24 protein-coding genes, 1 pseudogene and 1 riboswitch are annotated in these 24,510 nt (G+C 55.8%); of the genes and pseudogenes, 13 read left to right on the top strand and 12 right to left on the bottom strand.

The annotated features are described in order from the left end of the window. Nucleotides 1-60: 60 nt before the first annotated feature. Both ONZ54_RS07090 and ONZ54_RS07085 read left to right on the top strand, forming a co-directional pair. Nucleotides 61-978: a L,D-transpeptidase family protein gene (locus ONZ54_RS07090; protein WP_271787794.1), complete on the top strand. Its 918-nt coding sequence runs from the start codon at nt 61-63 to the stop codon at nt 976-978. A gap of 30 nt (nt 979-1,008) precedes the next feature. Continuing rightward, a complete protein-coding gene (locus tag ONZ54_RS07085) occupies nt 1,009-2,007 on the top strand; it encodes a DUF481 domain-containing protein (protein WP_265434639.1) in 999 nt (332 codons plus the stop codon). Between the two features lie 136 nt (nt 2,008-2,143). On the opposite strand, the gene ONZ54_RS07080 is transcribed toward ONZ54_RS07085, so the two are convergent. The 3 genes from ONZ54_RS07080 to ONZ54_RS07070 all read right to left on the bottom strand — a co-directional run bounded on the left by ONZ54_RS07080 (nt 2,144) and on the right by ONZ54_RS07070 (nt 4,666). Beyond that, nucleotides 2,144-2,851 carry a MaoC family dehydratase gene (locus tag ONZ54_RS07080; RefSeq protein ID WP_271787793.1) on the bottom strand — a complete coding sequence of 236 codons (708 nt, stop codon included), beginning with the start codon at nt 2,849-2,851 and terminating at the stop codon, nt 2,144-2,146. Between the two features lie 243 nt (nt 2,852-3,094). Then, nucleotides 3,095-4,051 carry a 23S rRNA (adenine(1618)-N(6))-methyltransferase RlmF gene (gene rlmF, locus ONZ54_RS07075; protein WP_271787792.1) on the bottom strand — a complete coding sequence of 319 codons (957 nt, stop codon included), beginning with the start codon at nt 4,049-4,051 and terminating at the stop codon, nt 3,095-3,097. A 150-nt stretch (nt 4,052-4,201) separates the two neighbouring features. Beyond that, on the bottom strand, nt 4,202-4,666 hold the full coding sequence (locus ONZ54_RS07070) for a C40 family peptidase (protein ID WP_042468626.1): 465 nt from the start codon (nt 4,664-4,666) through the stop codon (nt 4,202-4,204). Nucleotides 4,667-4,964: 298 nt separating this feature from the next. On the opposite strand from ONZ54_RS07070, the gene ONZ54_RS07065 reads away from it, so the two are divergent. Both ONZ54_RS07065 and ONZ54_RS07060 read left to right on the top strand, forming a co-directional pair. Further along, nucleotides 4,965-5,687, top strand: coding sequence for a 4'-phosphopantetheinyl transferase family protein (locus tag ONZ54_RS07065; RefSeq protein WP_271787791.1), 723 nt, complete (start codon nt 4,965-4,967; stop codon nt 5,685-5,687). Continuing rightward, nucleotides 5,684-6,532, top strand: coding sequence for a tetratricopeptide repeat protein (locus ONZ54_RS07060; RefSeq protein WP_271787790.1), 849 nt, complete (start codon nt 5,684-5,686; stop codon nt 6,530-6,532). The genes ONZ54_RS07065 and ONZ54_RS07060 overlap by 4 nt, the downstream gene beginning before the upstream one ends. Before the next feature lie 143 nt (nt 6,533-6,675). On the opposite strand, the gene ONZ54_RS07055 is transcribed toward ONZ54_RS07060, so the two are convergent. Both ONZ54_RS07055 and ribB read right to left on the bottom strand, forming a co-directional pair. Continuing rightward, nucleotides 6,676-6,918 carry an Lpp/OprI family alanine-zipper lipoprotein gene (locus tag ONZ54_RS07055; protein WP_005334342.1) on the bottom strand — a complete coding sequence of 81 codons (243 nt, stop codon included), beginning with the start codon at nt 6,916-6,918 and terminating at the stop codon, nt 6,676-6,678. 225 nt (nt 6,919-7,143) lie between these two features. Further along, the gene (ribB, locus tag ONZ54_RS07050) at nt 7,144-7,797 is read right to left on the bottom strand and encodes a 3,4-dihydroxy-2-butanone-4-phosphate synthase (RefSeq protein ID WP_005316761.1); all 654 of its coding nucleotides are present in this window, start codon (nt 7,795-7,797) and stop codon (nt 7,144-7,146) included. Nucleotides 7,798-7,901: 104 nt separating this feature from the next. Continuing rightward, a riboswitch (FMN riboswitch) is annotated at nt 7,902-8,061 on the bottom strand. A gap of 209 nt (nt 8,062-8,270) precedes the next feature. On the opposite strand from ribB, the gene purU reads away from it, so the two are divergent. Next, nucleotides 8,271-9,107 carry a formyltetrahydrofolate deformylase gene (purU, locus tag ONZ54_RS07045; RefSeq protein ID WP_011898492.1) on the top strand — a complete coding sequence of 279 codons (837 nt, stop codon included), beginning with the start codon at nt 8,271-8,273 and terminating at the stop codon, nt 9,105-9,107. Between the two features lie 69 nt (nt 9,108-9,176). Here purU and ONZ54_RS07040 read toward each other — a convergent pair whose 3' ends face one another. After that, complete coding sequence (locus ONZ54_RS07040; protein ID WP_271787789.1) at nt 9,177-10,439, bottom strand: DUF945 family protein; 1,263 nt, start codon at nt 10,437-10,439, stop codon at nt 9,177-9,179. A 95-nt stretch (nt 10,440-10,534) separates the two neighbouring features. Further along, nucleotides 10,535-12,016, bottom strand: a complete 1,482-nt coding sequence (gene cls / locus ONZ54_RS07035; RefSeq protein ID WP_021138398.1) for a cardiolipin synthase — start codon at nt 12,014-12,016, stop codon at nt 10,535-10,537. Between the two features lie 96 nt (nt 12,017-12,112). Here cls and ONZ54_RS07030 point away from each other — a divergent pair, with 96 nt between their 5' ends. After that, nucleotides 12,113-12,655 (top strand): YceB family lipoprotein, encoded by a 543-nt coding sequence (locus ONZ54_RS07030; protein ID WP_005316771.1) that lies wholly within the window; start codon nt 12,113-12,115, stop codon nt 12,653-12,655. A 4-nt stretch (nt 12,656-12,659) separates the two neighbouring features. On the opposite strand, the gene ONZ54_RS07025 is transcribed toward ONZ54_RS07030, so the two are convergent. Next, entirely contained in the window at nt 12,660-13,100 is a 441-nt protein-coding gene (locus ONZ54_RS07025; RefSeq protein ID WP_005316773.1) for a GNAT family N-acetyltransferase, read from the bottom strand. A gap of 473 nt (nt 13,101-13,573) precedes the next feature. Here ONZ54_RS07025 and ONZ54_RS07020 point away from each other — a divergent pair, with 473 nt between their 5' ends. From ONZ54_RS07020 to ONZ54_RS07010, 3 genes are all read left to right on the top strand, one after another. Further along, nucleotides 13,574-14,737, top strand: a complete 1,164-nt coding sequence (locus ONZ54_RS07020; RefSeq protein WP_271787788.1) for a M23 family metallopeptidase — start codon at nt 13,574-13,576, stop codon at nt 14,735-14,737. A gap of 192 nt (nt 14,738-14,929) precedes the next feature. Further along, entirely contained in the window at nt 14,930-16,327 is a 1,398-nt protein-coding gene (locus tag ONZ54_RS07015; protein ID WP_271787787.1) for an alpha-amylase family protein, read from the top strand. 155 nt (nt 16,328-16,482) lie between these two features. Then, nucleotides 16,483-17,244, top strand: a complete 762-nt coding sequence (locus ONZ54_RS07010; protein WP_271788257.1) for a lytic transglycosylase domain-containing protein — start codon at nt 16,483-16,485, stop codon at nt 17,242-17,244. Nucleotides 17,245-17,311: 67 nt separating this feature from the next. On the opposite strand, the gene aqpZ is transcribed toward ONZ54_RS07010, so the two are convergent. From aqpZ to ONZ54_RS06995, 3 genes are all read right to left on the bottom strand, one after another. Further along, nucleotides 17,312-17,998, bottom strand: a complete 687-nt coding sequence (gene aqpZ, locus ONZ54_RS07005) for an aquaporin Z (RefSeq protein ID WP_271787786.1) — start codon at nt 17,996-17,998, stop codon at nt 17,312-17,314. A gap of 346 nt (nt 17,999-18,344) precedes the next feature. Next, nucleotides 18,345-18,866: a crossover junction endodeoxyribonuclease RuvC gene (gene ruvC / locus ONZ54_RS07000; protein ID WP_017412842.1), complete on the bottom strand. Its 522-nt coding sequence runs from the start codon at nt 18,864-18,866 to the stop codon at nt 18,345-18,347. Between the two features lie 183 nt (nt 18,867-19,049). Next, nucleotides 19,050-19,961, bottom strand: a complete 912-nt coding sequence (locus ONZ54_RS06995) for a Gfo/Idh/MocA family protein (RefSeq protein ID WP_271787785.1) — start codon at nt 19,959-19,961, stop codon at nt 19,050-19,052. A gap of 276 nt (nt 19,962-20,237) precedes the next feature. Between ONZ54_RS06995 and ONZ54_RS06990 the strand changes: the two genes are divergently transcribed. Both ONZ54_RS06990 and ONZ54_RS06985 read left to right on the top strand, forming a co-directional pair. Continuing rightward, the gene (locus ONZ54_RS06990) at nt 20,238-20,771 is read left to right on the top strand and encodes a DinB family protein (protein WP_271787784.1); all 534 of its coding nucleotides are present in this window, start codon (nt 20,238-20,240) and stop codon (nt 20,769-20,771) included. Next, nucleotides 20,768-21,199, top strand: a complete 432-nt coding sequence (locus tag ONZ54_RS06985; RefSeq protein WP_271787783.1) for a hypothetical protein — start codon at nt 20,768-20,770, stop codon at nt 21,197-21,199. The genes ONZ54_RS06990 and ONZ54_RS06985 overlap by 4 nt, the downstream gene beginning before the upstream one ends. 75 nt (nt 21,200-21,274) lie before the next feature. Here ONZ54_RS06985 and ONZ54_RS06980 read toward each other — a convergent pair. Continuing rightward, a pseudogene (locus ONZ54_RS06980) lies at nt 21,275-21,495 on the bottom strand (hypothetical protein). A 395-nt stretch (nt 21,496-21,890) separates the two neighbouring features. On the opposite strand from ONZ54_RS06980, the gene ONZ54_RS06975 reads away from it, so the two are divergent. Both ONZ54_RS06975 and ONZ54_RS06970 read left to right on the top strand, forming a co-directional pair. Then, nucleotides 21,891-23,615, top strand: a complete 1,725-nt coding sequence (locus ONZ54_RS06975; RefSeq protein ID WP_271787782.1) for an AAA family ATPase — start codon at nt 21,891-21,893, stop codon at nt 23,613-23,615. Then, nucleotides 23,602-24,456: a hypothetical protein gene (locus ONZ54_RS06970; protein ID WP_271787781.1), complete on the top strand. Its 855-nt coding sequence runs from the start codon at nt 23,602-23,604 to the stop codon at nt 24,454-24,456. Before ONZ54_RS06975 ends, ONZ54_RS06970 begins: the two co-directional genes overlap by 14 nt. Nucleotides 24,457-24,510 lie beyond the last annotated feature (54 nt).

Here is a 24,510-nt window from a genome sequence, read left to right as displayed (position 1 = left end):
TTCACTTCTTTTTTCTGGGTGGGTAGTGACCCGCCTTCACGCGATCTGATAGGAAGTACCATGTTCAATGCTCGAATCGTCTCACTGCTGCTGGTGGCAGCCAGCCTCTGGACAGCGCCAAGCTGGGCTACAACCTATCCCTTGCCACCGGCTGGCAGCCGCCTGATCGGTGAACTGGAGGACTACATAGTCCAGCCAGATGAACACCTTGAGCTTATCGGCAAGCACACCCAGATTGGTTTTTTGGCACTGCTCGAGGCAAATCCCGGGGTTGACCCCTATTTACCCAAACCTGGCACACGCCTGACCCTGCCGACCCAGATGCTGCTGCCGGATGTGCCCCGGGAGGGCATAGTCATCAACCTGCCAGAACTGCGCCTCTACTATTTTCCCAAGGGGAAAAATGAGGTGATAGTGCTGCCCATCGGGATTGGCGATATCGGGAGAGAGACGCCAGAAATGACCACGACAGTGATCGCCAAGAACCCCAACCCGACCTGGGTGCCCGGCCCCATGGTGCGCAAATCCTGGCTGGAGCAAAAGGGGATCTCCCTGCCTGCCGTCGTGCCGCCGGGTCTGGACAACCCTCTCGGCAAATTCGCCATGCGCCTCGGTTATGGCAAGCGGGATTACCTCATTCACGGTACCAACAAGGAGTTTGGTGTCGGGCTGCGAGTCAGTGCAGGCTGCATTCGCTTGCGTCCTGACGATATAGAGGCACTGTTCAAGCTGGTGCCTGTCGGCACGACAGTGCGCGTGATCAATCAGCCGGTCAAGACCGCCATCGAACCCGATGGCAGTCATTGGCTGGAAGTTCACTCCCCCCTCTCCCGCACCGAACTGGAGCTGGAGCAGGGCGCCCCCCTGATCCTCTCACCCGAGGTAGAGGCCTTTATCGCAGCGTCCGAGATCGACGGTGACAAGGTGGCTGCCGTGCTGAACAATAAGAACGGCATTCCACGCCCCGTCAGCGGCTAACGGCAACCCTCTGTTCATGAAGGACTTTCCATGAGATACCGCTTCTGGTTCTTACTCTCTCTATTGCTCAGCCCGATGGCGCTGGCCGATATCCTCTGGATGCATAACGGCGATCGACTGACCGGCACCATAGAGGAGATCACGGATGAACAGGTGCGCATAGCGCTGCCCTACAGCTCGCCGGTCACGGTCAAACGCGAGGCGGTCAAACGCTGGCGCCTCGAAAAACAGGACAAACCAAAACCGACGGTGAAGACCGGCATCACCCTGCTCGCTCTCACCGCGGATGACACGCGCGCCTGGCTCTGGACAGGCAGCAGCGATCTGAACGTGAAGCTGAAACACAGCGAGAAGAAAACCAACAACGTCAACCTGAAGGCCACAACCGAGGTTGCCAATCTCGACTGGCGATACAGCCTGGATGGGGAGTACATCTACGAAACCGCCAACAACGTCACCAACAGCCATGAGTATCGGCTCAAGCCCATGCTGGACTTCTTCTTCGACCAGAACTGGTTTGTGCGCTCCACCGTCGACTACGAATACCAGATGCTTAGTCCAGCCTACCTGAAGTTGAGCTATGCCTCTGGCCCGGGTTACAGGTTCTGGAACGACAAGAAACGCCGCCTTGAACTCATCACCCAGGTCGGTCTGGAACGCTCCTACCTCAGACCTGCAGTCTTCGATGAGCCCGGCATTGTAAACATCTTTGATGAAAGGATCATCAACTACCCTCTCCTCAACTTGGGCTGGGACTACCGCCAGCCTGTCTCCTTGTGGTCGGAGAACATAGAGCTGTTCAGCAAGGGGGGCTACAAGCGCTACCTGGCCCAGCCCTCTCCTTATGTGACCCAGAAGCAATCCATGCAAGGAAGCCTGGGGCTACGTTACTACTTCAACGATCACTTGCGACTCTCCTGGTCAAGCGAGTTGGACTGGGATGATGTCTGGTTGGACTACCTAGGTACTCACCAACAACTGGCAGGGAAGGAGTGGCGCCACCTCATCAGCCTGGGGGCCAGCTTCTAGTCATCAGGGCAAACCATTCGGCGAGTGGATGAGCCCCAGACAGGCGGCACAACGCCAGAAATAAAACAGGCTCACCGAGGTGAGCCTGTTTTATTTCAATACTGTTTACGCCACGGCGGTGACAACCGTCACGACATCAGAAGTAGATCCGGGTGACGGATTCAATGACACAGCCGGGACGACGAATGCCCTCAATCTCGACCTTGATCTCCTTGAGCAGCTCAAGACCGCCCTTGATCGGTGTCACCCTCAGCAGCTTGGTACGTGCGCGGATGTTGCTGTCCACCTTGATTGGATAGGGAAAACGCACCTGATCCAGCCCGAAGTTCACCACCATGCGGGCAGCCGGAAACTCGGGGGTAGCTTCATTGATACTGCCCGTCAGACGTGGCAACAGCGCCAGGGTCAGAAACCCGTGGGCTATGGTGGTCTTGAACGGTGACTCGGCAGCAGCACGCTCAGGGTTTGTGTGGATCCACTGGTTGTCGCCGGTCACGGCGGCAAACTCATTGATCATCTGCTGACTGACCAGCAACCACTCTCCCACATGGGTCTCTTCACCAATGCTCGGCTGCAGCGCAGCAAACAGGGCCGCCGCCTCACCACTCAGTTCAACCGCAGTCTCCTCAGTCTGCACTGGCTGACCATTGGCGGTCTGCACTTGCCGTACTGACTGGCTGTCAGCTTGCAGGTCCAGCACACGACCCAACAGAGGGTGGAGGTGTGCCTTTTGCTGAAACTCACGCCAGTAGTCACGGATCGCCGGAGAGAGCCAATCCTTGAGCTCAAAGGGGTGCTGCGCCAGGATTTCGCGCTTGCGCTTCAGAAAATCGACAACCTTCATCTACCGATCCCTATTCAATTCAAAGCCTGTAAAGAGGTCTAACCAGTCCTATTTTATGAAAGTTTCAACTGCAAGTGCAAAAAAATCTCAGCGTACAGCTGTACCAAGCAAAGAAGTAGTCACTAACACAAGTACGGCAAGCCTGATGGAACAAGGAGGAAAACGATTATCATGGCAGGTGCTTGCCACCGTGAGTACAGATATAAAGAGGGGGATACCGACAGGAGGCAGCCCCTCCCCCCGTCAAACATCGCCACGAGGCGCAGGTTGCCACCATTGCCCACAGGCGGCCTCATCCAGGAAAGACCAAGCGAGGATCCGGCTCACCTTGTTGCCTTGCGCCATGTCGATCACCCGCACCTGGCGGGCCCCGACCTGGGCCAGCGTCTTTTTCGCCGCCGGCAGGTTCTCCTTCTTCGACACCAGCGAGCTGAACCAGAGACACTGGGCAGCAAACTCCTTGCTCTGGGCAATCATGGTGGCAAGAAACCCGGCTTCTCCCCCTTCACACCAGAGCTCGGCCTTCTGGCCGCCGAAGTTGAGCACTGGCTGCCCCTGCACGGCTTTACCAAGATTACGCAGCTTGCGCTCACTGCCCTTGCTGGCCTCATCAAGCGATCCATGGAACGGCGGGTTGCACAGGGTCAGGGCGAAGCGCTCCTGCGGGCTTATGATGCCGCGAAAGACGTGTTTGGCATTGCCCTGATGGCGGCACTCTATCTGCCCGCCCAGACCGTTGCTTTTGGCCAGCAGAGCCGCCGCCTTGACGGACACGGGGTCGATATCGGACCCAACAAAACGCCAGCCATACTCGCGAGCTCCCAGCAGCGGGTAGATGCAGTTCGCCCCCACCCCTATATCCAGTACCCGCACGCCCTTGCCGGTCGGGACGCAGCCCGCACTCTCGGCGAGCAGATCCGCCGCCCGATGCAGATAATCCACTCGTCCCGGAATGGGCGGGCAGAGATAACCCGCCGGCAGATCCCAGTGCGCAATGCCGTAGTGCAGTGCGAGCAAGGCCTTGTTCAGCGCCTTGACGGCGGCAGGATCGGCAAAATCCAGGGTCTGGGTACCGTGCTCGTTGACGAATACCAAGGGCCGTAGCTCGGGGGTACGCAGGCAGAGCGCATCAAAATCATAGGGAGCCTGATGGCGATTGCGTGGGTGCAATCCGGATTTGCGGTCAGAGTGGGTCTTCATGCTGGGCCTGCCGAGGGAAAACGGGCCCACACTATAGTGATTTGGCCCCAGAAAGTCTAAATAGCAGCCACAAAAAACCGGGCTTCAGGAGCCCGGTTCAAGTGAGGTTGGAAAAACAGTCCGTACTGCGAGCCGTTTGTCCAGCCTGACTCAGATATCGATCCGGCGTGCTTGCCAGAATCTGCTGCGCCAGTAGGAATTGTCCAGCTTGGAGCGCGTCACACCAGCACGGGTAGAGGCATGGATGAATTCACCATTGCCCACATAGATACCCACATGATTGAGACGACGATTTATCTTGAAGAAAACCAGATCACCTTCGACCAGGTCTTGTTTGGAAACGCGAGTGCCTTCATGGACTTGGGAGCGGGTATCACGGGGTAATTCGATGCCGACGGCATTGCGGAACACTTCACGGGCAAAAGCGGAACAATCTATGCCGCGTTCGCTGGTACCACCAAAGCGATAAGGGGTACCGCGCCACTCTTTGTACACTGTCAGGATTTCATTCACATCTGGGGTTTGCGAAGCTTCCGGTTCAATCACGGGTTCCATCATGGAAACTTCAATCTTGCTCGCAACCTCGGGCTGGGGTGCAGATGCACAACCCACCATTCCGAGCGCGACCAGTAGTAGTATCAGGTGGCGCAATCCTTTATCCCCGCAATGAGTAAAACTTGTTAAAATACGGCCCGGAAGGGCAATTTATAAGGCAACAGCACCCGACTATATCCAAGAATTCTATCGAGGCAAGCGAAAATCCCTATCGACATCACATTTTCGCAAGGAAATGCATTATTTTTCATGATTAATGTGATCATGGCCAAACAATATACAATCTCGAAAGCGCCCGTGCAGACTCTATCAAACTGACTTTTATCGCTGTTTCAGTCCTCTTTTAAAGTGAAAAATCATGATCTCTGTGGATCTCTATTTGTTAAAACCCGCCCGGGTCAGCTCAGCGCAGTTGGCCATGCTGCCAGAAACGCTTTCACCAACAGAACGGCAACAGTGGCAGGAGATCCAGCATCCGGATCGGCGCCAGGAATTTCTGGTCAGTCGGTCACTGCTAAGGTGCTTGCTGGCCGCTCGCCTTCAATGCCAGGCCAGCGAACTGCTTTTTTGTACCCATCTCCACGGCAAGCCGGCGCTGAGTGACCCGCGCTGGCAGTTCAACCAGAGCCACAGCGGCGACTGGCTGGTGATCGCACTGTGTGCCACAGGACCGCTCGGGGTAGACATAGAGATGGGCAGGCGCCGCCGGCAGACGTTGCCACTGGCCAGACGCTTCTATGCCACCAGCGAGTATGAGTGGCTCGCCGCCCTGCCGGCAGAAGAGCAGGACGGCGCCTTCTATCGGCTCTGGTCACGCAAGGAGGCGGTACTGAAGGCCCATGGCGGCGGCATTGCCGCGGGGCTCGACAAAGTTTGCTTTCTGCCGCAAGAGGGATGGCGCCTTGATAACCGGCTCGATGAGCACGAATACCGGGTGCAGGATTGGCCTATTGGCAGTGGCTGGCTCAGCCTCGCCGCCCCGACCCTGGCCGTCAACGGTTACCTGCTGGATGAAAACTTGAAATCCACCGCTATCAACCCCATGTTAACTCACACCATTTTCCAAGAGTCAGCCTCATGATCGTCGACATCAATCCCCAGAATTTTCAAGCCGCACTGATCGATGCTTCCATGAAAAAGCCGGTCGTCATCTATTTTCACGCACCCCAGATGCCGGAATGTCAGGGCATGACCCCGCTGGTGGAGTCACTGGTTGGCCCGGACAACCCCCAGGTAACCCTGGCCAAGGTCGACATGAACGATCCGCAGTTGCAGCCATTGGCCAGCCAGCTCGGCCTGCGTGCCCTGCCCGCTCTGGTACTGTTCCATCAGGGGCGCCCGGATGAACAAGCCATTTTGGAAGGGCCGCAGGATGAAGCTACCTTGCGCCACTACTTTGCCGCCTTCGCTCCCAAGGAAGAGGAACTGCTGTTCGAGAAGGGACAGCAGGCACTGGCAGACGGTCAGGCAGATGTGGCCTATGCCCATCTCACCAAGGCCCACCAGCTGGCGCCTGATCGCCACGACATCAGCCTGTGGCTCATTCAGGCGGCGCTGGATATCAATCTGCTGGATGAAGCCCAGGAGCTGCTCGGCAAGATCCCCATGGCTGCGCAAGATGACCACTACCAGACCCTCAGCTCTCGTCTGGCGCTGGCGCTGCAAGCCGCAGACAGCCCTGAGCTGCGTGCGCTGGAGGCCCGTTACGAGCAGGAGCCGGACAATTTCGCCCTGACCCAGGAGCTGGCGGTGCAATACAGCCAGGCGGGCCGTCAGGAGGAAGCACTGGCGCTACTGTTCACCATTCTCAAACACGATCTGGCCTTTGGCGATGCCAAGAAGACCTATCTGGACATACTGACCACCATGGGTGCCCATCCGGCCGCACAGAGTTACCGTCGCAAGCTATACAGCCTGCTCTACTGAATAATGAAGGGATAAAAAGTGAGAGTGATGCCGAGAGATCGGCATTGCTCTGGCAAGGCGAGAGCATATGGAAGAAAAGCGGGGAATTGACGAATTTCAGGCAAAAAAAAATGGCGCATGAATGCGCCATTTTTTCGCATGGATTACTTCTTGTAGGAAGTAGCCATGTTGTCGATGCGCTGGTTAGCACGCATAGCTTCTTGCTTGGCTTCTGCAACATCAGCAGCAATCTTGGATTGATCAGCACGAACTGCGCTAACATCTTGAGCCAGTTGGTCAACTTTGTTAGACAGATTCTGAACGGAGGTTTCCAGTTCGCTGGTGTTTGCACAACCGCCCAGCAGAGCGGACAGACCAACAACACCTACCAACAACAATTTTTTCATTTTTAAAAGCTCCCTTTAACTCGCCAGACGTTTAGCAAGCGGCGTGATTATGGCACAAAAGAATCATACTTTGGATAGGCCTCATCACAGATAAATGCATTAAAACCCTCATTTTTTTTTAGTTGCACACTTTATGTGCAAACTTTAATCAAAAACGAGTGCCTCTGGATGAGGTTCGCACAGAGCGTAACCAAATTTTGTGCTTATTACAATTTCGTATGAGGCTCAGGCAGAACGTTCTGACAGCAATTGACGATATTGCACCAGGTCCTCGATGGTCAGCACAGGCATCTGATGCAGGCGACCGAAGGCAACCAGGTCTGGCAGACGAGCCATGGAGCCATCTTCTTTGGTCAGCTCACATAAAACCCCGAACGGTTTGAGGCCGGCAAGCTGCATCAGATCGACTGTGGCTTCGGTATGGCCGCGGCGCGTCAGCACACCACCGGTACGAGCCCGTAACGGGAAGACATGGCCTGGGCGATGCAGATCGGACGGTTTGGCACCATCGGCGATGGCCGCGCGAATGGTCGTGATGCGATCGGCCGCTGAAACGCCCGTGGTAACCCCTTGCGCCGCCTCTATGGTGACGGTGAAAGCGGTCTGATAGTGGCTGGAGTTTGCCTCCACCATCATGGGCAACGCCAGCTGGCGAACGCGCTCGTCGGTCAGACAGAGGCAAACGATGCCGGAACACTCGCGGATCATCATGGCCATCTGTTCATTGGTCATGGTTTGTGCGGCGAAAATGAGATCCCCCTCGTTCTCCCGATCTTCATCGTCGGCCACCAAAACGCCGCGACCGGCGCGCAAGGCCGCGAGCGCCGCTTCGACGCGCGCAAGGGGATCACCAAATTCACTGAGTAGAGACTGATTCATGGTAAGACTCCTAAATAAGACAAGGACCAGAATCAGGGCATGGAAAGGCAGACAGAGATAGGTATGCAGCGGCCGGCCCAACGGGGGCATGCCTGCAATATCTGTCTTATCCTCTTTCATCCGGACTATGACCGTCGGCTCCGGCATCTCACCGGATCTGCTGACCCCGACTCAGGTGTGGCACCAAAGTCGGGCGCTCGCGGGCTCCCCGAGTCAGATCGGGATACCGCCGGTGGGGAATTGCACCCCGCCCTGAGAATAAGCGCAGACAGCCTAAAGAAAAAAAACGCAGGATACCAGTCCAAAACCCATCAAAGATGAATACGGAACCGACCAGCGCCCGTAGACAACGACTTGAACCAAGGACGCACGGCGCGCTGTCTTTTCTGATTTTGTTTATGGCATAGTGCCTGAAAAAACGCGCTGCCTGCGCAGACTCAGGCGCCAACACCACAAACGGAATCATGACAGAGATGGAAAAGAAAATACTGCTGACGGACTGTCCGGACGCCAAGGGCCTCATCGCCAAGATCACCAACATCTGCTACAAGCACCAGCTCAACATCAACATGAACGACGAGTTCGTGGATCATGAAAACGGTCGCTTCTTTATGCGCACCGAGCTGGAGGGGCGTTTCAACGACGAGACCCTGCTGGCGGATCTGGATGATGCCCTGCCCGCCGGCGCCCAGCGCCGCCTGGTCAAGGCGGGCAAGAAGCGCATCGTCATCCTGGTGACCAAGGAGACCCACTGCCTCGGCGACATACTGATGAAGAACTATGCCGGTGCGCTGGACATGGACATAGTGGCGGTGATCGGCAACTACGATACGCTCGCAGAATTGACGGGCAAGTTCGACATTCCGTTCCACACCGTCAGCCATGAGGACCTGAGCCGCACCGAACACGAGGAGCAGGTACGTGCCATCATAGACGGCTACCAGCCCGACTATGTGATCCTGGCCAAGTACATGCGAGTGCTGACCCCGAGCTTCGTCGAAGCCTATCCGCGCAAGATCCTCAATATCCACCACTCCTTCCTGCCGGCCTTCATCGGTGCCCGTCCCTACCGTCAGGCCTTCGATCGCGGGGTCAAGCTGATTGGCGCCACCGCCCACTTCGTCACCGACGATCTGGATGAGGGTCCCATCGTCGAGCAGGACGTGATCCATGTCGGTCACGCCTTCAGTGCCGATGACATGGCCAAAGCCGGTCGTGACGTGGAGAAATCCGTGCTGAGCCGCGCGCTGGAGCTGGTGCTCAACGAACGGGTGTTCGTCTACGGCAACAAGACGGTGGTGTTCAAGTAACCCACCTGCCGCACCACGCCAGAAACAACAAAGGCTCCCGAGGGAGCCTTTGTTGTTTCTGCCACCGACTTACAGCGGCAGGCCATTGATGGTCATGGCACCCTTGTCGAGCTTCAGCTCGGCGGTCAGCCGGGCCTTGTCCGCCTTGAGATAGCCCATGGCAGCGAACTGTTCCAGCATGGGGGCCAGCTGCGGCACCGCCTTGCCCAGTTTGTCACTGAGATTGGCATGCATCAGGCCGGAGAGGGCATGCATTCCCTGTTCGCTATTGAACAGCTGTTCCAGAGAAGTCGATGCCAGCTTGACGTCCCCCTTCATGGAGACAGGCTCGCCGTTGAGCTGGGCGCTCAAGTCCACCAGCTCCAGGGTCGCGCCGCGCTTGAGCAGCTTGTCCAGGGCTTGCTGGATGGCTTCATCTTCCACCCCTTGCCCGCTGGAGGCTTGCAGTGCCTGATAACCTTCCAGATCCAGCCCTTTCAGATTCAGGGCCAGCTTGCTCTGGGTCAGCGCCAGATTATCGGTCTCGTTCTCCAGATTGAGAGTCTTCACCTTCATCTGATAGCTGCTGGAGAGGGTCTGGGCATCATCGCCTTCCAGTTGGGTTTCCGTGGTCAGGCCCTGCAGTGACACCTTGACGCTGTCTGGCAGCTGCACCGACAGCGCAGAGAGGGTCATGTCGCTACGGGGGGAGAGCCAGATCCCGCTGATCTCGGCCATGTCGGCGCTGCCCTTGAGCTCGGCCAGCACCATGTCCATCTTGCTCTGCTCTTCATGCAGTGTCATGCCCTGCCAGTGGAAGGTAACGTGACCGTTGCCATCCATATCGCCGCGGTAGTCGCCCGTCATCGGCAGGAAACTGAACTCGTCGAGCCCCTGCTTGACCTTGAACTCGTTGGCCCAGAAGCGGCTGCTGTTGCTCATGGTCCAGAGGCTGCTGACCGACTCTATGCCAAACTGCCACTGCTCCAGCTTGAGGGCGCTGAACACAGTGGCCAGCGTGCCCTGCTTGGTGTCGAGCAGCATGTTGCTCTTGATATAGAGCGGCAGAATGCGACTGTTGACGATGAACTGCGCCTCGACCGGCTCGCTCCCTTCCAGCTGACCGTCCAGGCTGGCCAGAGTTTGCGGCGTGACCACCACCTTCAAGATGCCGTCACGGGTAAACAGGTTGCTGGCGCCAGGCACCCAGCTCAGCTCGACGCCGCTCTCCTGCTTCACCTTGGCGATCTGCTCGTCCATGATGCGGTCAAACGTATTGCCCGTGTACCAGCAGGCACCCAGCCCACCCACTACCAAGGCCGCACACACGGCCAGCGTTACTCGCTTCTGCATTTTTATATGATTCTCCAAAGGCTCATTGCCGCACTCTACGGGGCGATATCGGGGCTAGGCAAGTCCAATTCAGCATCGACCGCAATTATGTAATGTCACAGCAAGGGACTGAACAGATAGAAGATGTTCTCCATTACCTTCTTGTACCTGGGGCGATCGCGCCACTTGGCCAGGGACATGGGTGTCGCCTCCGTCATATAACCCTGTACCAGATGGGTCATCTCGGCGACAAACAGCGGGTTGTCGATGAGCAGGGTCACCTCGAAGTTGAGCCAGAGGCTGCGTCTGTCCAGGTTTACCGTGCCCACCAGTGCGAAGTCGTCATCCACCAGCACGCTCTTGGTGTGGAGCAGTCCGGCATCGTAGCGATAGACTTCAACCCCGGCCTCCAGCAGCTCCTCCATGAAGGCATTGCAGGCATGGTTGGCCATGATGGAGTCATTGCGCGCAGGCAACACCAGTTGCACCTGCACCCCTCGCGCCGCCGCCGAGGAGAGCGCCGCCGCCAGGGGATCGTCCGGCACGAAATAGGGCGTGGTCAGCACCAGGTGGTGACGGGCCTGGTAGATGGCCAGCAACAGACTCTGCTGGATGCAGTCTCCGCCAACAAAGGGGCCGGACGGGATCAGCTGGGCCCGGTAGTTGCTCTGGGGCCAGGCTTCCGGATCATGCTGCAGGCTGTCGAGCAACCGCTCGCCGGTCTCCATCTCCCAATCCCAGACGAAGATGGACCACATTAGCGGCACCACGGGCCCCTGCACCCTGATCATGATATCGACCCACTGGCCTACCCCGGCGTTCTGCTTGAAGAAGCGGGGATCCACCATGTTCATGGAGCCGGTGTAACCCACCCTGTCATCGATCACCACCAGCTTGCGGTGCATGCGCAGATCCTGGCGCTGGAATGGGATGCGCCAGGCACCGACCGGCAGCACCTCCACCAGTTTGACCCCGGCCTTGCGCAGCTTTTTGGGCCAGTGCGAGCGGAAAAACGTCTTGCTGCCCATGGAATCGAGCAGCAGACGACAATCCACGCCGCGCGCCGCCACTTCCATCAAGGCGTCGCACACATCGTCGGTATCGCCGCCGGGGTGCCAGATGTAGTACTCCAGATAGCAGGACTGGGAGGATTGGCGGATGTCGCGCGCTATCTCGCGCAGTATCGATTCGGGTTGGCTCAGCAGGGTCATGCGGTTGCCGGAGAGCATGGGCATGGCCAGCCGCCCCTGGATCAGATCGTGCAATGGCTGGGCCTTGCTGCCCACCTCGCAGCAGTGCTGGGGAAAGAGCCTGGCCAGCTGCCGGATCCAGATAGCGTAGGGGCGGTACATGGCCTTGGCCCGTTCTGCACGGCGACGACCGAGCCGGATCTCGCCAAACAGCACATAGAAGCCGACCCCGGCAAACGGGATGGCATAGATGAGCGCCAGCCAGGCAAGCGAGACTCCGATGGGGCGCCGCTTCATCACCACCCGCAAGGAGATCCCTGCCACGATCACGGTGTGAAATAGCAGCAGCAGCCAACCAAGAAACTGGGAAAACAGCAGCTGGATGTCGTACTCCAAACCGTTGATCAAGAGGACTCCTTTTACATCAGGGTAAATGCGGTGGGCAGACCCCACGGGGCCAGGATGGTATGCTGTGAAACACATCCATTCTATCAGGTCGTTAGCATGATCCTGCAATCTATGCTGCTCAGTCTGGCCATGCTAGGTCAAGGCTCATATGACATCAATGAGCAACAGATAAATCAGTACCTGCAATCCCAGGTACAAGTGAACAAACAGCTGGAATTACCCGGCATCATCAAGGCCCACGTACAGCTCGAGCAGAGCGACGTCCAGATCGGGCGTCAGAGCCCGGATACCGCCCGTGTCTATGGCAAGGGAAAACTGAGGATCGCCCTGCCGGATCAGACCGAATACGATGCGCGTCTGAACATGACCTACGAGGCCAGACCACGCTATGACAAGGCTCAGAGCGCCCTCTTCCTCGACAACATCAAGTTGATTGAGTACAAGCTGGAACCGGAAGCGGCGCAGCAGAAGTTCGGCTTCATGCTGGGCATGCTGTTGCAAAGCATGGAGAAACGGCTGGAGACCCAGCCCGTCTATCGGCTGAACGACAAGGACCCGAATCAGGCCTGGCTGAAAGAGAATCTGCTGGGGCTTGAGTTGTCACCAGGCAAGATCCACCTGCTGACCAAGCCGCAGTGAGTCGTCAGTTGTAGACGGGAGTGTTGGCCTGACGCACCAGCAGCTCGATCTGGTAACCCTGTTCGCGCTGCTGGTCATAGAGAGAAAAGAGGGGGCCATCGAGCTCATGCAGGGGAAGGTCAGCAAAACCGGCCTTGAGGTAAAACGGCTTCTCGAATGGCAATGCCTGACACACTACGGGCTTGTCCACCAGATCACTGCAGGCATGTTGCAGCAAACGGGAGCCCAGCCCCAGTGACTGATAGTGGGGCAGCAACCGAAAACCGCACAGGTGGTAGTAATCCTGTTCGTCGCGCAGGCGTACGGCGCCCACCAGCCAGTGCGCATCGCGCACCACGAAGATACGCTCAGCCAGATCCGGCACGTAATGGGAGAAAGTCGTTTCGTAGTAGTCCCTGATCAGGGAAAGATCCGCATCACAGTACTCTTCGAACGTGAGTTCCATCGCCCGCTTGCTTATCACACCCGTTCCATCCTTGGCCGCTCGGCCAGTCTTCAAATGTCAGTGGCTGCCCGGAAAGAGATCCGACCAGACAAGTCAGCAAGATATCACGCCTTTTAGTAACAAAAAAGCCAGTAACCGCGCCTGTTTGTACACTTTTTAACACACTGCTGACCGCATAAATCACAGGCAATGCTACCACGGTATCCCAATGTGGGCACGGCTTGCTCGCGGCGATTAATTTTACGGCAAGGGACTATTTAATCGTACGTAAACCTATGATTTAAAATATCAAAATCACTTCGTAAACATTTGTTAACAAGCCTAATGAGTTACACCCAGCTATAAAAAGCCTCAATCGAATAGCAATCTTGGTGTTTCACCCTATGGTGAAGCCTTGGCATAGCATAGCGCTGTCGTTGCCTGAGTGGGACAACCCCCACGCTGTCACCTCACCACTTTGCCAAGGAGATACCATGTTCAAACCTATCCCTTCCCTGCTGATGCTGGCACTGCTGCCCACTGCCAGCTGGGCCGGCGACATCCACATCCCGATTGCTCCCTACCACTTCACTCAGCAGCAGCTCAACGCCACCGGCGGCGCCACTGTGCCACTGGACGAGGCCCACTTCGTGTTTGGCGAGGCAGCCATGGCGTTCGATCTGCACGATTTTTTGCTGCAACAGGCGCCTCACCTGCTGCCCAAGGAGGAGGTGATCCTGCACTGGAGCGGCATTACCAGTCTCAACCCCCAGCTGCTGCTGGCCCTGATGGAGGCAAGCAGCCAGCTCATCTCGGCCCCCTCGGATCAAGCCATGGCGGCTCCCTTCGCCAAGCTGGTCAAGGCTCGGGGATTCGATAACCAGCTCGAACAGATGGCTCGCCAGCTCTCCGAGCGCTTCTACCAGGCCAAAGCCCAGCTGCGACTGAGCCAGCGCAGCGTCCCTGCCCTCCCCCCGCTGGCGGCGCATCAGGCCGCCCTGGGCAGTCTGCTCACTCCCCACGACCAGCAAGAGTTGAGCGAGCAGTGGCAGACCCTGTTTGGCAAGGAAGCCATGACGTCGCCCAAGGCCCCTGCTGCGGTTCCCTCGGCCCGGCTGGCCGGTGGCCAGTTCCAGCTGCCCTGGCGCCAGGGCTACAGCTGGAAGGTGAACGGCGCCCACTCCCATACCGGTTCGGGCTACCCCTACTCCTCCATCGACGTCTCCTACGACTGGCCGGGCTGGGGCGGTGCCACCTACACGGTCACCGCCGCCAACAGCGGCACAGTCTCCGTATTCTCCCGCTGCCAGGTGCGGATCACGGCCCCCAACGGCTGGGCCACCAACTACTACCACATGAGCGGCATCTCGGTGCGCAGCGGCGACTACGTGGCGGCGGATACCCCCATAGGCACCTACGCCAGCAATCGCAACGAGGCCCTGTGCGAGGGAGGTTCCTCCACGGGTCCGCACCTGCACTTCTCCCTGCTCTACAACGGGGTGTTCCAGTCCCTGCAGGGGCAACGCCTGAGCAGCTATGCCGTCAACGTCGGCGCCAGCAACTACGACGACAACTGCAACCGCTTCTGGCTGCAAAACAGCCGCAACGGCCAGCGTTTCTGTGCCTGGCAGCCACTCTACAACAACGGCCTCGACTGAGTTGCCAGTCAGCCGCTTAAGTGATGGAAAAATCAGTAATGACGGGGTCAGGCGGTTTTATGCAAGCCGTCACAGATCCGCACAGTCTGCTTTGAAAACGCTCACAAAACAGTCAAAAGGAGATTGCCGGCCCGAAGGGCCGGTGTGAGGCTCTGGGTGCCCACATGGGCACCCAAACAAGGACAGACAATAATGAAAAAAACAGCGGGAATCTGGGTGATCGCAGGCATGCTGATCGCCCCTCTGGCACATGCCGACGTCATACTGCACGCCTTCAACTGGCAATACAGTGAAGTCACCGCCAAGGCCGATCTCATCAAGGCCGCCGGCTACAAGCAGGTGCTCATCTCGCCGCCCCTCAAATCATCGGGCAACGAGTGGTGGGCACGCTATCAACCGCAGGATCTGCGCCTCATCGATACCCCCCTTGGCAACAAGCAGGATCTCGAGCAGCTGATCGCCGCCATGCAGGCACGAGGCATAGCCGTCTATGCCGATATTGTGCTCAACCACATGGCCAACGAGAGCTGGAAGCGCAGCGATCTCAACTACCCCGGCAGCGAGCTGCTCGGTCAGTATGCGGCCAACCCCGCCTACTTCGAGCGCCAGAAGCTGTTTGGCGATCTGGGCCAGAACTTGCTGGCCGGATCGGATTTTCATCCCGAAGGCTGCATCACCGACTGGAGCGATCCGGGTCACGTTCAGTACTGGCGCCTGTGTGGCGGCGCCGGTGACAAGGGGCTGCCGGATCTTGATCCCAACAACTGGGTAGTGAGCCAGCAGCAGGCTTATCTCAAGGCGCTCAAGGGGATGGGGATCAAGGGCTTTCGGGTCGATGCGGTCAAGCACATGAGCGATTACCAGATCAATGCCGTGTTCACCCCCGAGATAAAACAGGGCATGCACGTCTTTGGCGAGGTGATCACCACGGGGGGCGCCGGCAGCACGGATTACGAGCGCTTCCTCAAACCCTATCTCGACAACAGCGGTCAGGGGGCCTATGACTTTCCGCTGTTTGCCTCCCTGCGCGGGGCGCTCGGTTATGGCGGCAGCATGAGCCTGCTGGCCGACCCCGGTGCTTACGGTCAGGCCCTGCCGGGCAGCCGCGCCGTCACCTTCGCCATCACCCACGACATTCCCACCAACGATGGCTTTCGCTACCAGATCCTGAACCAGACCGACGAGAAACTGGCCTATGCCTACCTGCTCGGTCGCGATGGTGGCTCGCCGCTGGTCTACTCCGATCACGGCGAGACCCAGGCCAAGGATGGGCTGCGCTGGCAGGATTATTACCAGCGCGCGGATCTCAAAGGCATGATCCGCTTCCATAACGCCGTACAGGGCCAGCCCATGCAACTGGTCGGCAGCGGCGACTGCTTCGTGCTGTTCAAACGGGGCAAGCAGGGGCTGGTCGGTGTCAACAAGTGCGAGTACGAGCAGGAGTACTGGCTCGATACCGCCAAATTCGAGATGAACTGGTATCGCAATTACCGAGATGTGCTCGATCAAAACGCCGTCATCAATGTGCAGAGTCAGTGGGTACGGGTCGCCATTCCCGCCCGCAGCGCCCGGCTCTGGCTGCAAGAATAAGGAGTATCACTCTGCCAGGGGCCGCCACTGCGCGGCCCCGCTTGTTTACTCTGCCTATTTCAACTCGGCGCTCATCGGCGGCTTGTTCTGCCACCATCAGGATGCTTTACTCACAAGGCCAATCAGGCTGAAGGAGCAAGCCGTTGAAAGCATGGATGTTGATGGGGCTGATCCCGCTGTTTTCCCCGCCCGGCTGGAGCCGGACGCCACCGCCGGCGGAGGTGGTGATCCTGACCGCCCAGACCCAGGCTCCCCTTCACATTCCAAAGGTGGTGCCTGCCCCCGGCGTGTCATCCGCCCCTGTTTCTGCACCGGCGCCAGCGCCTGCAAAAATCACGCAGCCATCCGGCACTCGCCAGATCCAGGTCTACAAATCGGTGCAAAAAAATGGCGTGGTGCGCTATTCCGACCTGATGCCGGATCAGGGTCACTATGAGTTGCTGCTGTTCAACGACTGCTACGCCTGCAACCCGGCCTCCAGGGTCAACTGGCACACCACGGGTCTCTTTCTCTATGACTATGCCAGCACCATACAGGCGGCGGCCAAGGCCTATCAGGTGGAGCCCGCGCTCATACGGGCGCTGATCCACGCAGAGTCTGCCTTCAACCCGCAAGCCATCTCCCGCAAGGGGGCCATGGGATTGACCCAGCTGATGCCCGCCACGGCCCGTGAGCTGGGGGTAGGTGATGCCCTGATGGCGGAGCAGAATATCTTTGGCGGGGTGAAATACCTGGCGGGCTTGCTCAAGCAATATGGCGGCAACATAGCGCTGGCGACCGCCGCCTACAACGCCGGGGCCGGCGCGGTCCAAAAGCATGGGGGGATCCCCCCTTACGCCGAAACCCGCGCTTATGTGGAACGGGTGCAACTGCTGCACCTGCGCTACAAGGAGATGCTGAGCGCTCGGGGTCTTTGAATGCCTCCCCCCTGAAACGAAAAAACACGCCCGGGGGCGTGTCGATACCACACTTTTCCGTCACGGATCACGCTTTCGTTGCAATCACGCGATAGGCCAACGCACCCAGAATGGCACCGACGATCGGAGCAACCCAGAACAGCCACAGCTGGCTGACGGCCCAATCCCCCACAAACAGGGCGACCCCTGTGCTGCGCGCCGGGTTGACCGAGGTATTGGTCACCGGAATGCTGATGAGGTGGACAAGCGTCAGGCACAAGCCGATGGCGATGGGGGCAAAACCGGCCGGTGCACGGCTGTCGGTGGCACCCATGATGACGAACAGGAAGAAGCCGGTCATGACCACTTCACACATCAGGGCCGCCAACAGGCTGTAACCGCCTGGTGAGTGCTCGCCATAGCCGTTGGAGGCAAAGCCGGCACTCACATCAAAGCCGGCCTGACCGCTGGCAATCACATAGAGCACGGCCGCGGCAGCAATCCCGCCCAAGACCTGAGCGACTATGTAAGACAAGACGGCGGATGCCGGGAAGTGACCACCGGCCCACAGCCCCAGTGTCACGGCCGGGTTCAGGTGACAACCTGAAATATGGCCGATGGCATAGGCCATGGTCAGCACAGTCAGACCAAATGCCAGCGCCACGCCCAGCAGGCCAATCCCCACGTTCGGGAAGGTGGCGGCCAAGACGGCACTGCCACAGCCCCCCAACACCAGCCAGAAGGTGCCCATAAACTCAGCTGCAAAAGGTTTCACATTTAGATCTCCCAATGATGAATGGAACATGAGCCAGGGCTCATGAGGTCGCCGTTATTAAACGGGCGACACATTATGGGAGTGTGAAATAACAAGGCGAAGTGGGCCTGCCTTATTCCTGAAATGTGATGAGAATCACAAGTTATTGATTAATTGGGCAGATTGCCGTCAAGATGCAAACTACACCAGACGGAGCTCATCCATGCCATGCGATAACTTGTGACCCTGCTGACTCTTTTGACAACAAGTCAGCACGCGAGTGGATAAATAGCGCGGATAAACGAGGAGGGCGCACGGGCGCCCTCCTCTCACAGTGGTTCTCAGACACAGTCGGCGTCGGCAAGATTCAGCGATAGCGGCCCCGCACCGAGCTGGTGGCCCGCCCCGCCATCTTGATCAGGCTCTGGCGGGTATGGAAGTGGCAGATAGCCACCCCCAGCGCATCCGCCGCATCCGCCTGGGGCGTGGCCGACAGCTTGAGCAGATGGGTCACCATGTGCTGCACCTGCTCCTTGGCCGCCCCACCCGTGCCCACCACCGCCTGCTTGATCTGGGTCGCAGAGTATTCGCTGACCGGCAGCAGGGCGTTGACCGCCGCGACTATGGCACTGCCCCTGGCCTGACCCAGCTTCAAGGCCGAGTCGGCGTTGCGGGCCATAAAGACCCGCTCGATGGCGAACTCGTCGGGCTTGAACTGGGTGATGATCTCGCTCACCCCGTCATACACCTGCTTGAGACGCGACGGCAGCTCGCCCAGGTCGGTGCGAATACAGCCGGAGCCCAGGTATTCCGCCTTGCCTGCGACTATGCGGATAACGCCGTAACCTGTGATCCGGGAACCCGGGTCTATGCCCAAAATAATGCTCATGACACTCTATTGCTCTGAAGGCAGTTCATGGGCGCCAAGATAGCAAACAAGCGTCCGCTTGGCTCGCGCGGCGGCGCCCTTGCCGGCTGACTGCGCAGGGATCCGTCATCTTGTACAGTGGTCTGCCTGTTCCTTCACCCGTGCGGGCCCGCCAAATCAGGCACGGCAGGCGCAGGAGAAGGGTCAGTCCGCCAGCGCCACCAGCCGCTCGGCCAGTCGATGGCCGTGCAGATAGCTCTCGACCAGAGCCCCATCGGCCTTGCCCAGCTCGATTTGCCGATACCAGTGATCGAGCATAGCCACGAAGCCCCGCTGGGCCAGTACCGGCTGCCAGTCGTCCGGTGCCAGGGTCTGCACAGTTTTGTCTCGGGCAATCGTGCCCCGGGTGCAGTTTTCCAGGTGCAGGGAGAGGCTGTCGCCGTAAGCATCGACACGCTCTTCCGTGATGCCGGCGCTGCGGTTCATGCTGCCGCTCACCGCCGTCTGCCCGCTTTGCCAGGCCACACTGACCCCGGCCAGCAGCTCGGGCTGCTGACTGCTGCGCCGCAGCACAGCATGCAGATCCCCGGTAGGCAGGCCGCCATAGAAACAGAGGCTGTCGAGAACATGGATAAAGTCGTCGAACAGGAACTGGCGTGGCAGCCCCGGCAGGGCGTGTCTGTGCTTTTGCCAGTTGAGCTCGGTGAGCGGCTGATTATCTGTACGGGCGGCACGCATGGCGGGCAGATAGCGGCGGTTGAAGCCGACAAACAGCGGGCAGTCCTGCGCCATGGCGAGGTTGGCGAGCGCCTCCACTTCGGCGTAATCAAAGCAGAGCGGCTTGTCGACAAAGGTGGGAATGCCCGCTTGCAGGCATTGGCGGGCCAGCGCGAAGTGCACCGAGGTGGCGGCGTGGATCATCACGGCATCCGGGCGGCTCGCGAGCAGCCCATCCACCTCGGTAAAGCACTCGGGGATCCGGTACTGGAGAGACAGCTTGCCCAGCACTTGCGGGTTGCGGGTACAGAGCAGCGGGGTGACCCGCTCGTCGCTGGCCAGCAGCGGCAGATAGGCCTTCTGGGCAATATCGCCAAGGCCAATCAGGGCAATGCGCATCTCGACTCCTTTTCACTCGATAACGGGATAACCGGCTAAGTTGCCCGCACCATCTCAGGATTTCCCCCGCAGATCCAGCCTTGCCGCAACCTGCGGCTGCCTCATCCCTCTCAGCCTTCCCCTTCGCAAGGGCGAGGAGCAGGCGGGAGTGGCTTTACTCCCTCCCCTGCCAAGAGACAAGGTGGACTGATATTTATCGCCAGCAAAACGGGTTTCGTATTGCACCCATTTTGGCTAACATGCCCCACTTTCAGGAGACACAGGGGCAAGGAACTGATGAGCAACAAGACGCTGCAATCCCTCTTTCACTACAAGCGCTGGGCCGATGGCGAACTGCTGGATGCGATCGCCACGCTGGATTCGCAGCAATATGCCGAAGCCCACCACACCTGCCTTCGGATCTTCAACCATATCCATGTGGTCGATGCCATCTTCAAGGCCAATCTGCTTGGGGAGTCCCACGGTTTCAGTGCCACCAATACCCCGGAAACACCGACTCTGGCGGCGCTGCGCAGCTCGGTCACGGCACTGGATAACTGGCTGATGGAGTACGTCGCTACCCTGAATCCGCAAGAGGGTGAAACCTCGCTTTCGTTTCGCTTTGTCGATGGCGACAGGGGGCAGATGAGCCGCGAGGAAATGCTGCTGCATCTGGTGACCCACGGCGGCTATCACAGAGGGGCCATCGGGCGCATTATGGTGCAGTGCGGCATCACGCCCCCGCGCGATACCCTGACCACCTTCCTGCATCGCAGTGAACCCGAGCGAAGGGGCGATGCGCCTCTGGCGGATGGCGAGGCCCACCCATGAAACGCGCCTGTCTGCGGCTCACGCCGCTGCTGCCATTGCTGCTGGGCGGCTGTGCCGCCGCTATCGATCACTACTCGGGGCGCTTTCGCAACACCCTGGCACAGGGGGAGACACGCGCGACCATTCGCGCCGAGCTGGGAGATCCCCAGCTTTGCCAGCAGGCCGCCTTTCTGACCGAGGATAATGTGCAGGGCTGCGATCGCTTTACCGTGCTCGGCAAGATCCACAAGCGCGGTGACGGCAATGGCCAGGCCACGGCGAGCGCCGTGACAATGGGGCTGGGGGAGCTGGTGCTGATCCCCATGACGGTGGCTGGCGTTGCGGCGGATTACACCCAGCGCCATACCCTCACCGTCTATTACGATCGAGACGATCACTATCTGTTTCATACCCTGCTCAATGGCAAGGGGCAGGAAGTGTGGCAATAAGGGGCGATAAAGCGGAACGCTTTGCTGCCCAATGGCCAGGTGACAGCCGTTTGCAGGATGACTCGGGAAATCCCGCTAAGATTGCTCTCTGCGATCCAGCCATTTGCCCACTCTGGCCCCCAGCCCGGAGCAGAGCAGAGCAGGGCGCTGACAATGGCCCCTATCATTCGGTTTGTCTCGGAGAGCGCTTTTGTCTCAACAAACTGGTAGGCAATCAGATTGAAAATGAGGATCCCGAGCAGCAACCCCAGCCCGCTGCCCATCTTCTCTCTTCTGGATTTGGCTTTCACCGCCATCTATTGCTCCTGTGCAAGGGAGCCAGCCATTCAGCCCCTCCCCTTATCCATAGGCTGAACAAGATAGCAAAGCCGAACCCGCTTGCCCGCCTTTATCGCACCTGCTTAAGCGCTTTGATGACGCAGTTCAAAAAACGATGATTTTCTGATGGTTACCTCCGTTTTGTGCTCGCTGGCACAGCTTCGTTTGACTTACCATAGCCATCTAGAACCTGTTGAGCTGCGATGGGTTACTGCCGTCGTTGGTCAATGGAGCATATTGGAAGCTGTAATCCACGGGCGGTAGCGTGCGATTCGATGGTTATACACCTCAGACAGAAAGGTGGGTGTCCCAGATTTCCTCCACTACATCCCCTCATATTTAATTGCTACTGTTTCATTTGGAATCAAAAAGAATGAAAAACTATAACGAAGATAAAAATGAACGTAATTACTTTAATGTTTATTTTTGCAGAAGTGACATTCCCCAAAATTCATTTTCTCGCCCAGCTATATTATTATCCCCAAGAAATAGCAGTTGGAAAAACAATAACAACTGGGATAAAAACTCATTTAGCTGGAATGATTTCAAATACAGATGCATATATGACTATAAAATCATTGAGTATAATGAAAGAGAAATTGAAGGGTCATTATTTCTTGGCTTTGTATCAAAAAACTCAAGAATAGAAGCTGATGGTCAGTTATCTCCTGATATTGATATAATAAGGGCAGAGGAACTACCAAAATTTTTCACACTACAAGGTGAGATGCAAGATTATCGCTTTCTGGTTAATAAACATGGAATTAAAAAATCTAACACTATTTTGTTAGCATTAAATGACTTGGTTGCCTCTAAACGCATAAGCCAAAGAACGAAGTTTATCAATGATGCAATAAAAACTGATGTTTTTCGTTTAGCATTCATGAGAGAATCAGGTCGTTTTTTCGCATACCATAATGCAGACTATATTCTTGATGGATTAGAGGATGAGAGTTACTCAAGAATATCCACTAAGCTATCGTTGAATTATGAATTAGCCGGATTTTATGAAAAACACTCATTTAATATGAATTTTGATATAGAAAGCATTCTCCCAAAAAGAATTTCTGTATTAATTGGTCAAAATGGTATAGGTAAAAGCCAAGCTTTGCATACTATCGTAACATCCCTTACTAAAGGGGATAATAATTTCTATGACAGTAACTTTGGTGGTAGACCAATAATAAACCGTTTACTGGCTATAGCAACACCCGGAGAGACAACTAATACTTTCCCACCGGAAAGAGCGAATAAGAGAATAAAATATCGCAGGTTAATACTTAATCGAAACTCAAGATCAAAAAGCTCTCGAGGTTTCTGTGATCTTTGTATTCAACTTTTGCGTTCAGAAGAATCTATCGGTTCTAAATATCGATGGGATTTATTTAAAGAAAGTATTAATTTTCTTCCAAACATAGAAAACATTGTAATACCATTGAATCAAGATATATCTGTTAATGCCCCTCATGTATTTAGCATAAGAGATAAAATCTATGTCCCTCTTTTAAAAATTAACCATGGGGGGGAGCAGGCAAAATTAGAAATACAGGGAGCTATCATTAACAATGCTAATCCAATGCTTCACATTAATGGAGAGGTCTTCCCTCTAAGTAGTGGACAGTTAGCATTCATTAAATTTGTTGTTCAAGCTTGCTTATTTATTGAAAATGGCACTCTAGTATTGCTTGATGAGCCTGAAACGCATCTTCATCCAAACTTTATAACTAAATTTATTAGAACCTTAGATCAATTACTGAAATTAACAGGCTCAATTGCAATTATTGCAACACATTCAGCTTACTTTGTTCGTGAAGTACCAAGAACACAGGTTCTTGTATTCAAAGAAGATTCAAATGGTCATGTAAACATTCAAAATCCAAGACTAAAAACTTTTGGGGCTGATGTAGGTTCAATCTCATACTTTGTATTTGAAGACGAAATAACAAATGCATTAGTGGATGACTTGATTGATTCTTTTCAGACAAAAATAAAAAACAAGGCAGCCTATTTAAAAGATCTTGAATCTGAATTGTCCTCAGATATTTTAATGTACCTGCGCCGTAAATTAAATATTGAGGTTACAGATGAAGGAAATTAAGCCTCCTTATGTAAAGGATGTTGAGGAGTTACAGCTACTAGCTGATAATGCTAACCTTGGTAGTTATCCTCAATTATTAGGAAATTACATTGTATTTCGTGACCAGTATTTAAAATACATATCCAATAAAGGAGACCCTTGGAATATAGAATCGCTAATAAGCGATAATGACCTCAAAGGAGCGCTTGTAACACACTATAATAGCGCACCAAAAGGAAGGCTTGAATTTATAGATTTCTATAGACGAAAGTTATCTCCAGATATATGCCCAATGTGTGGCGGCCCCGGTAATGGAACCGTAGACCATTATCTACCAAAAGACCTTTATCCAGAGTTTTCTTTTTTCTCCAAAAATTTAATTCCAGCATGTAACTGTAACTCTTTAAGAGGAACAACAATAAAGGGAGATAAATCACCAAAAAGAGTTATACATCCATATTTTGACACATTTTTAAATGAAAGATTATACACAACATTATTTGCTGGTGATTTTGATGCGCCCAAAATATCTATAGATATAATTAATAAAAACCACCCTAACTTCGATATTTTAAAATTCCATCTGGACGAGGTAATCAATAATGCAGCAACTCAGGGCTGGTTCGAAAAAAACTGGGCCAAGTTAAGTAAGAAGGTACATCTCATTTTAAAATACTTTCTTCCACCTAAACCTGAAATAATTACAGTGGATAGTCTCAAAAATACTATTGAAAATTATATTGATAGTAAAGATTTAGAATTCGAAACGCCTAATAACTGGCATTCGATTTTTTATTCTGGAATTATTGATGATATTCCTCGATTAGAACGCCTTGTACATATTATAAATAGCTCACGATAAGTTTAATAAAAAAGGCGACCATCTGGTCGCCTTTTTACTTTTATCACTTAACCA

It is taken from the genome of Aeromonas salmonicida (assembly GCF_028355655.1).
GTDB lineage: Bacteria > Pseudomonadota > Gammaproteobacteria > Enterobacterales > Aeromonadaceae > Aeromonas > Aeromonas salmonicida.
This window is presented reverse-complemented; position numbering and strand designations above follow the sequence as displayed.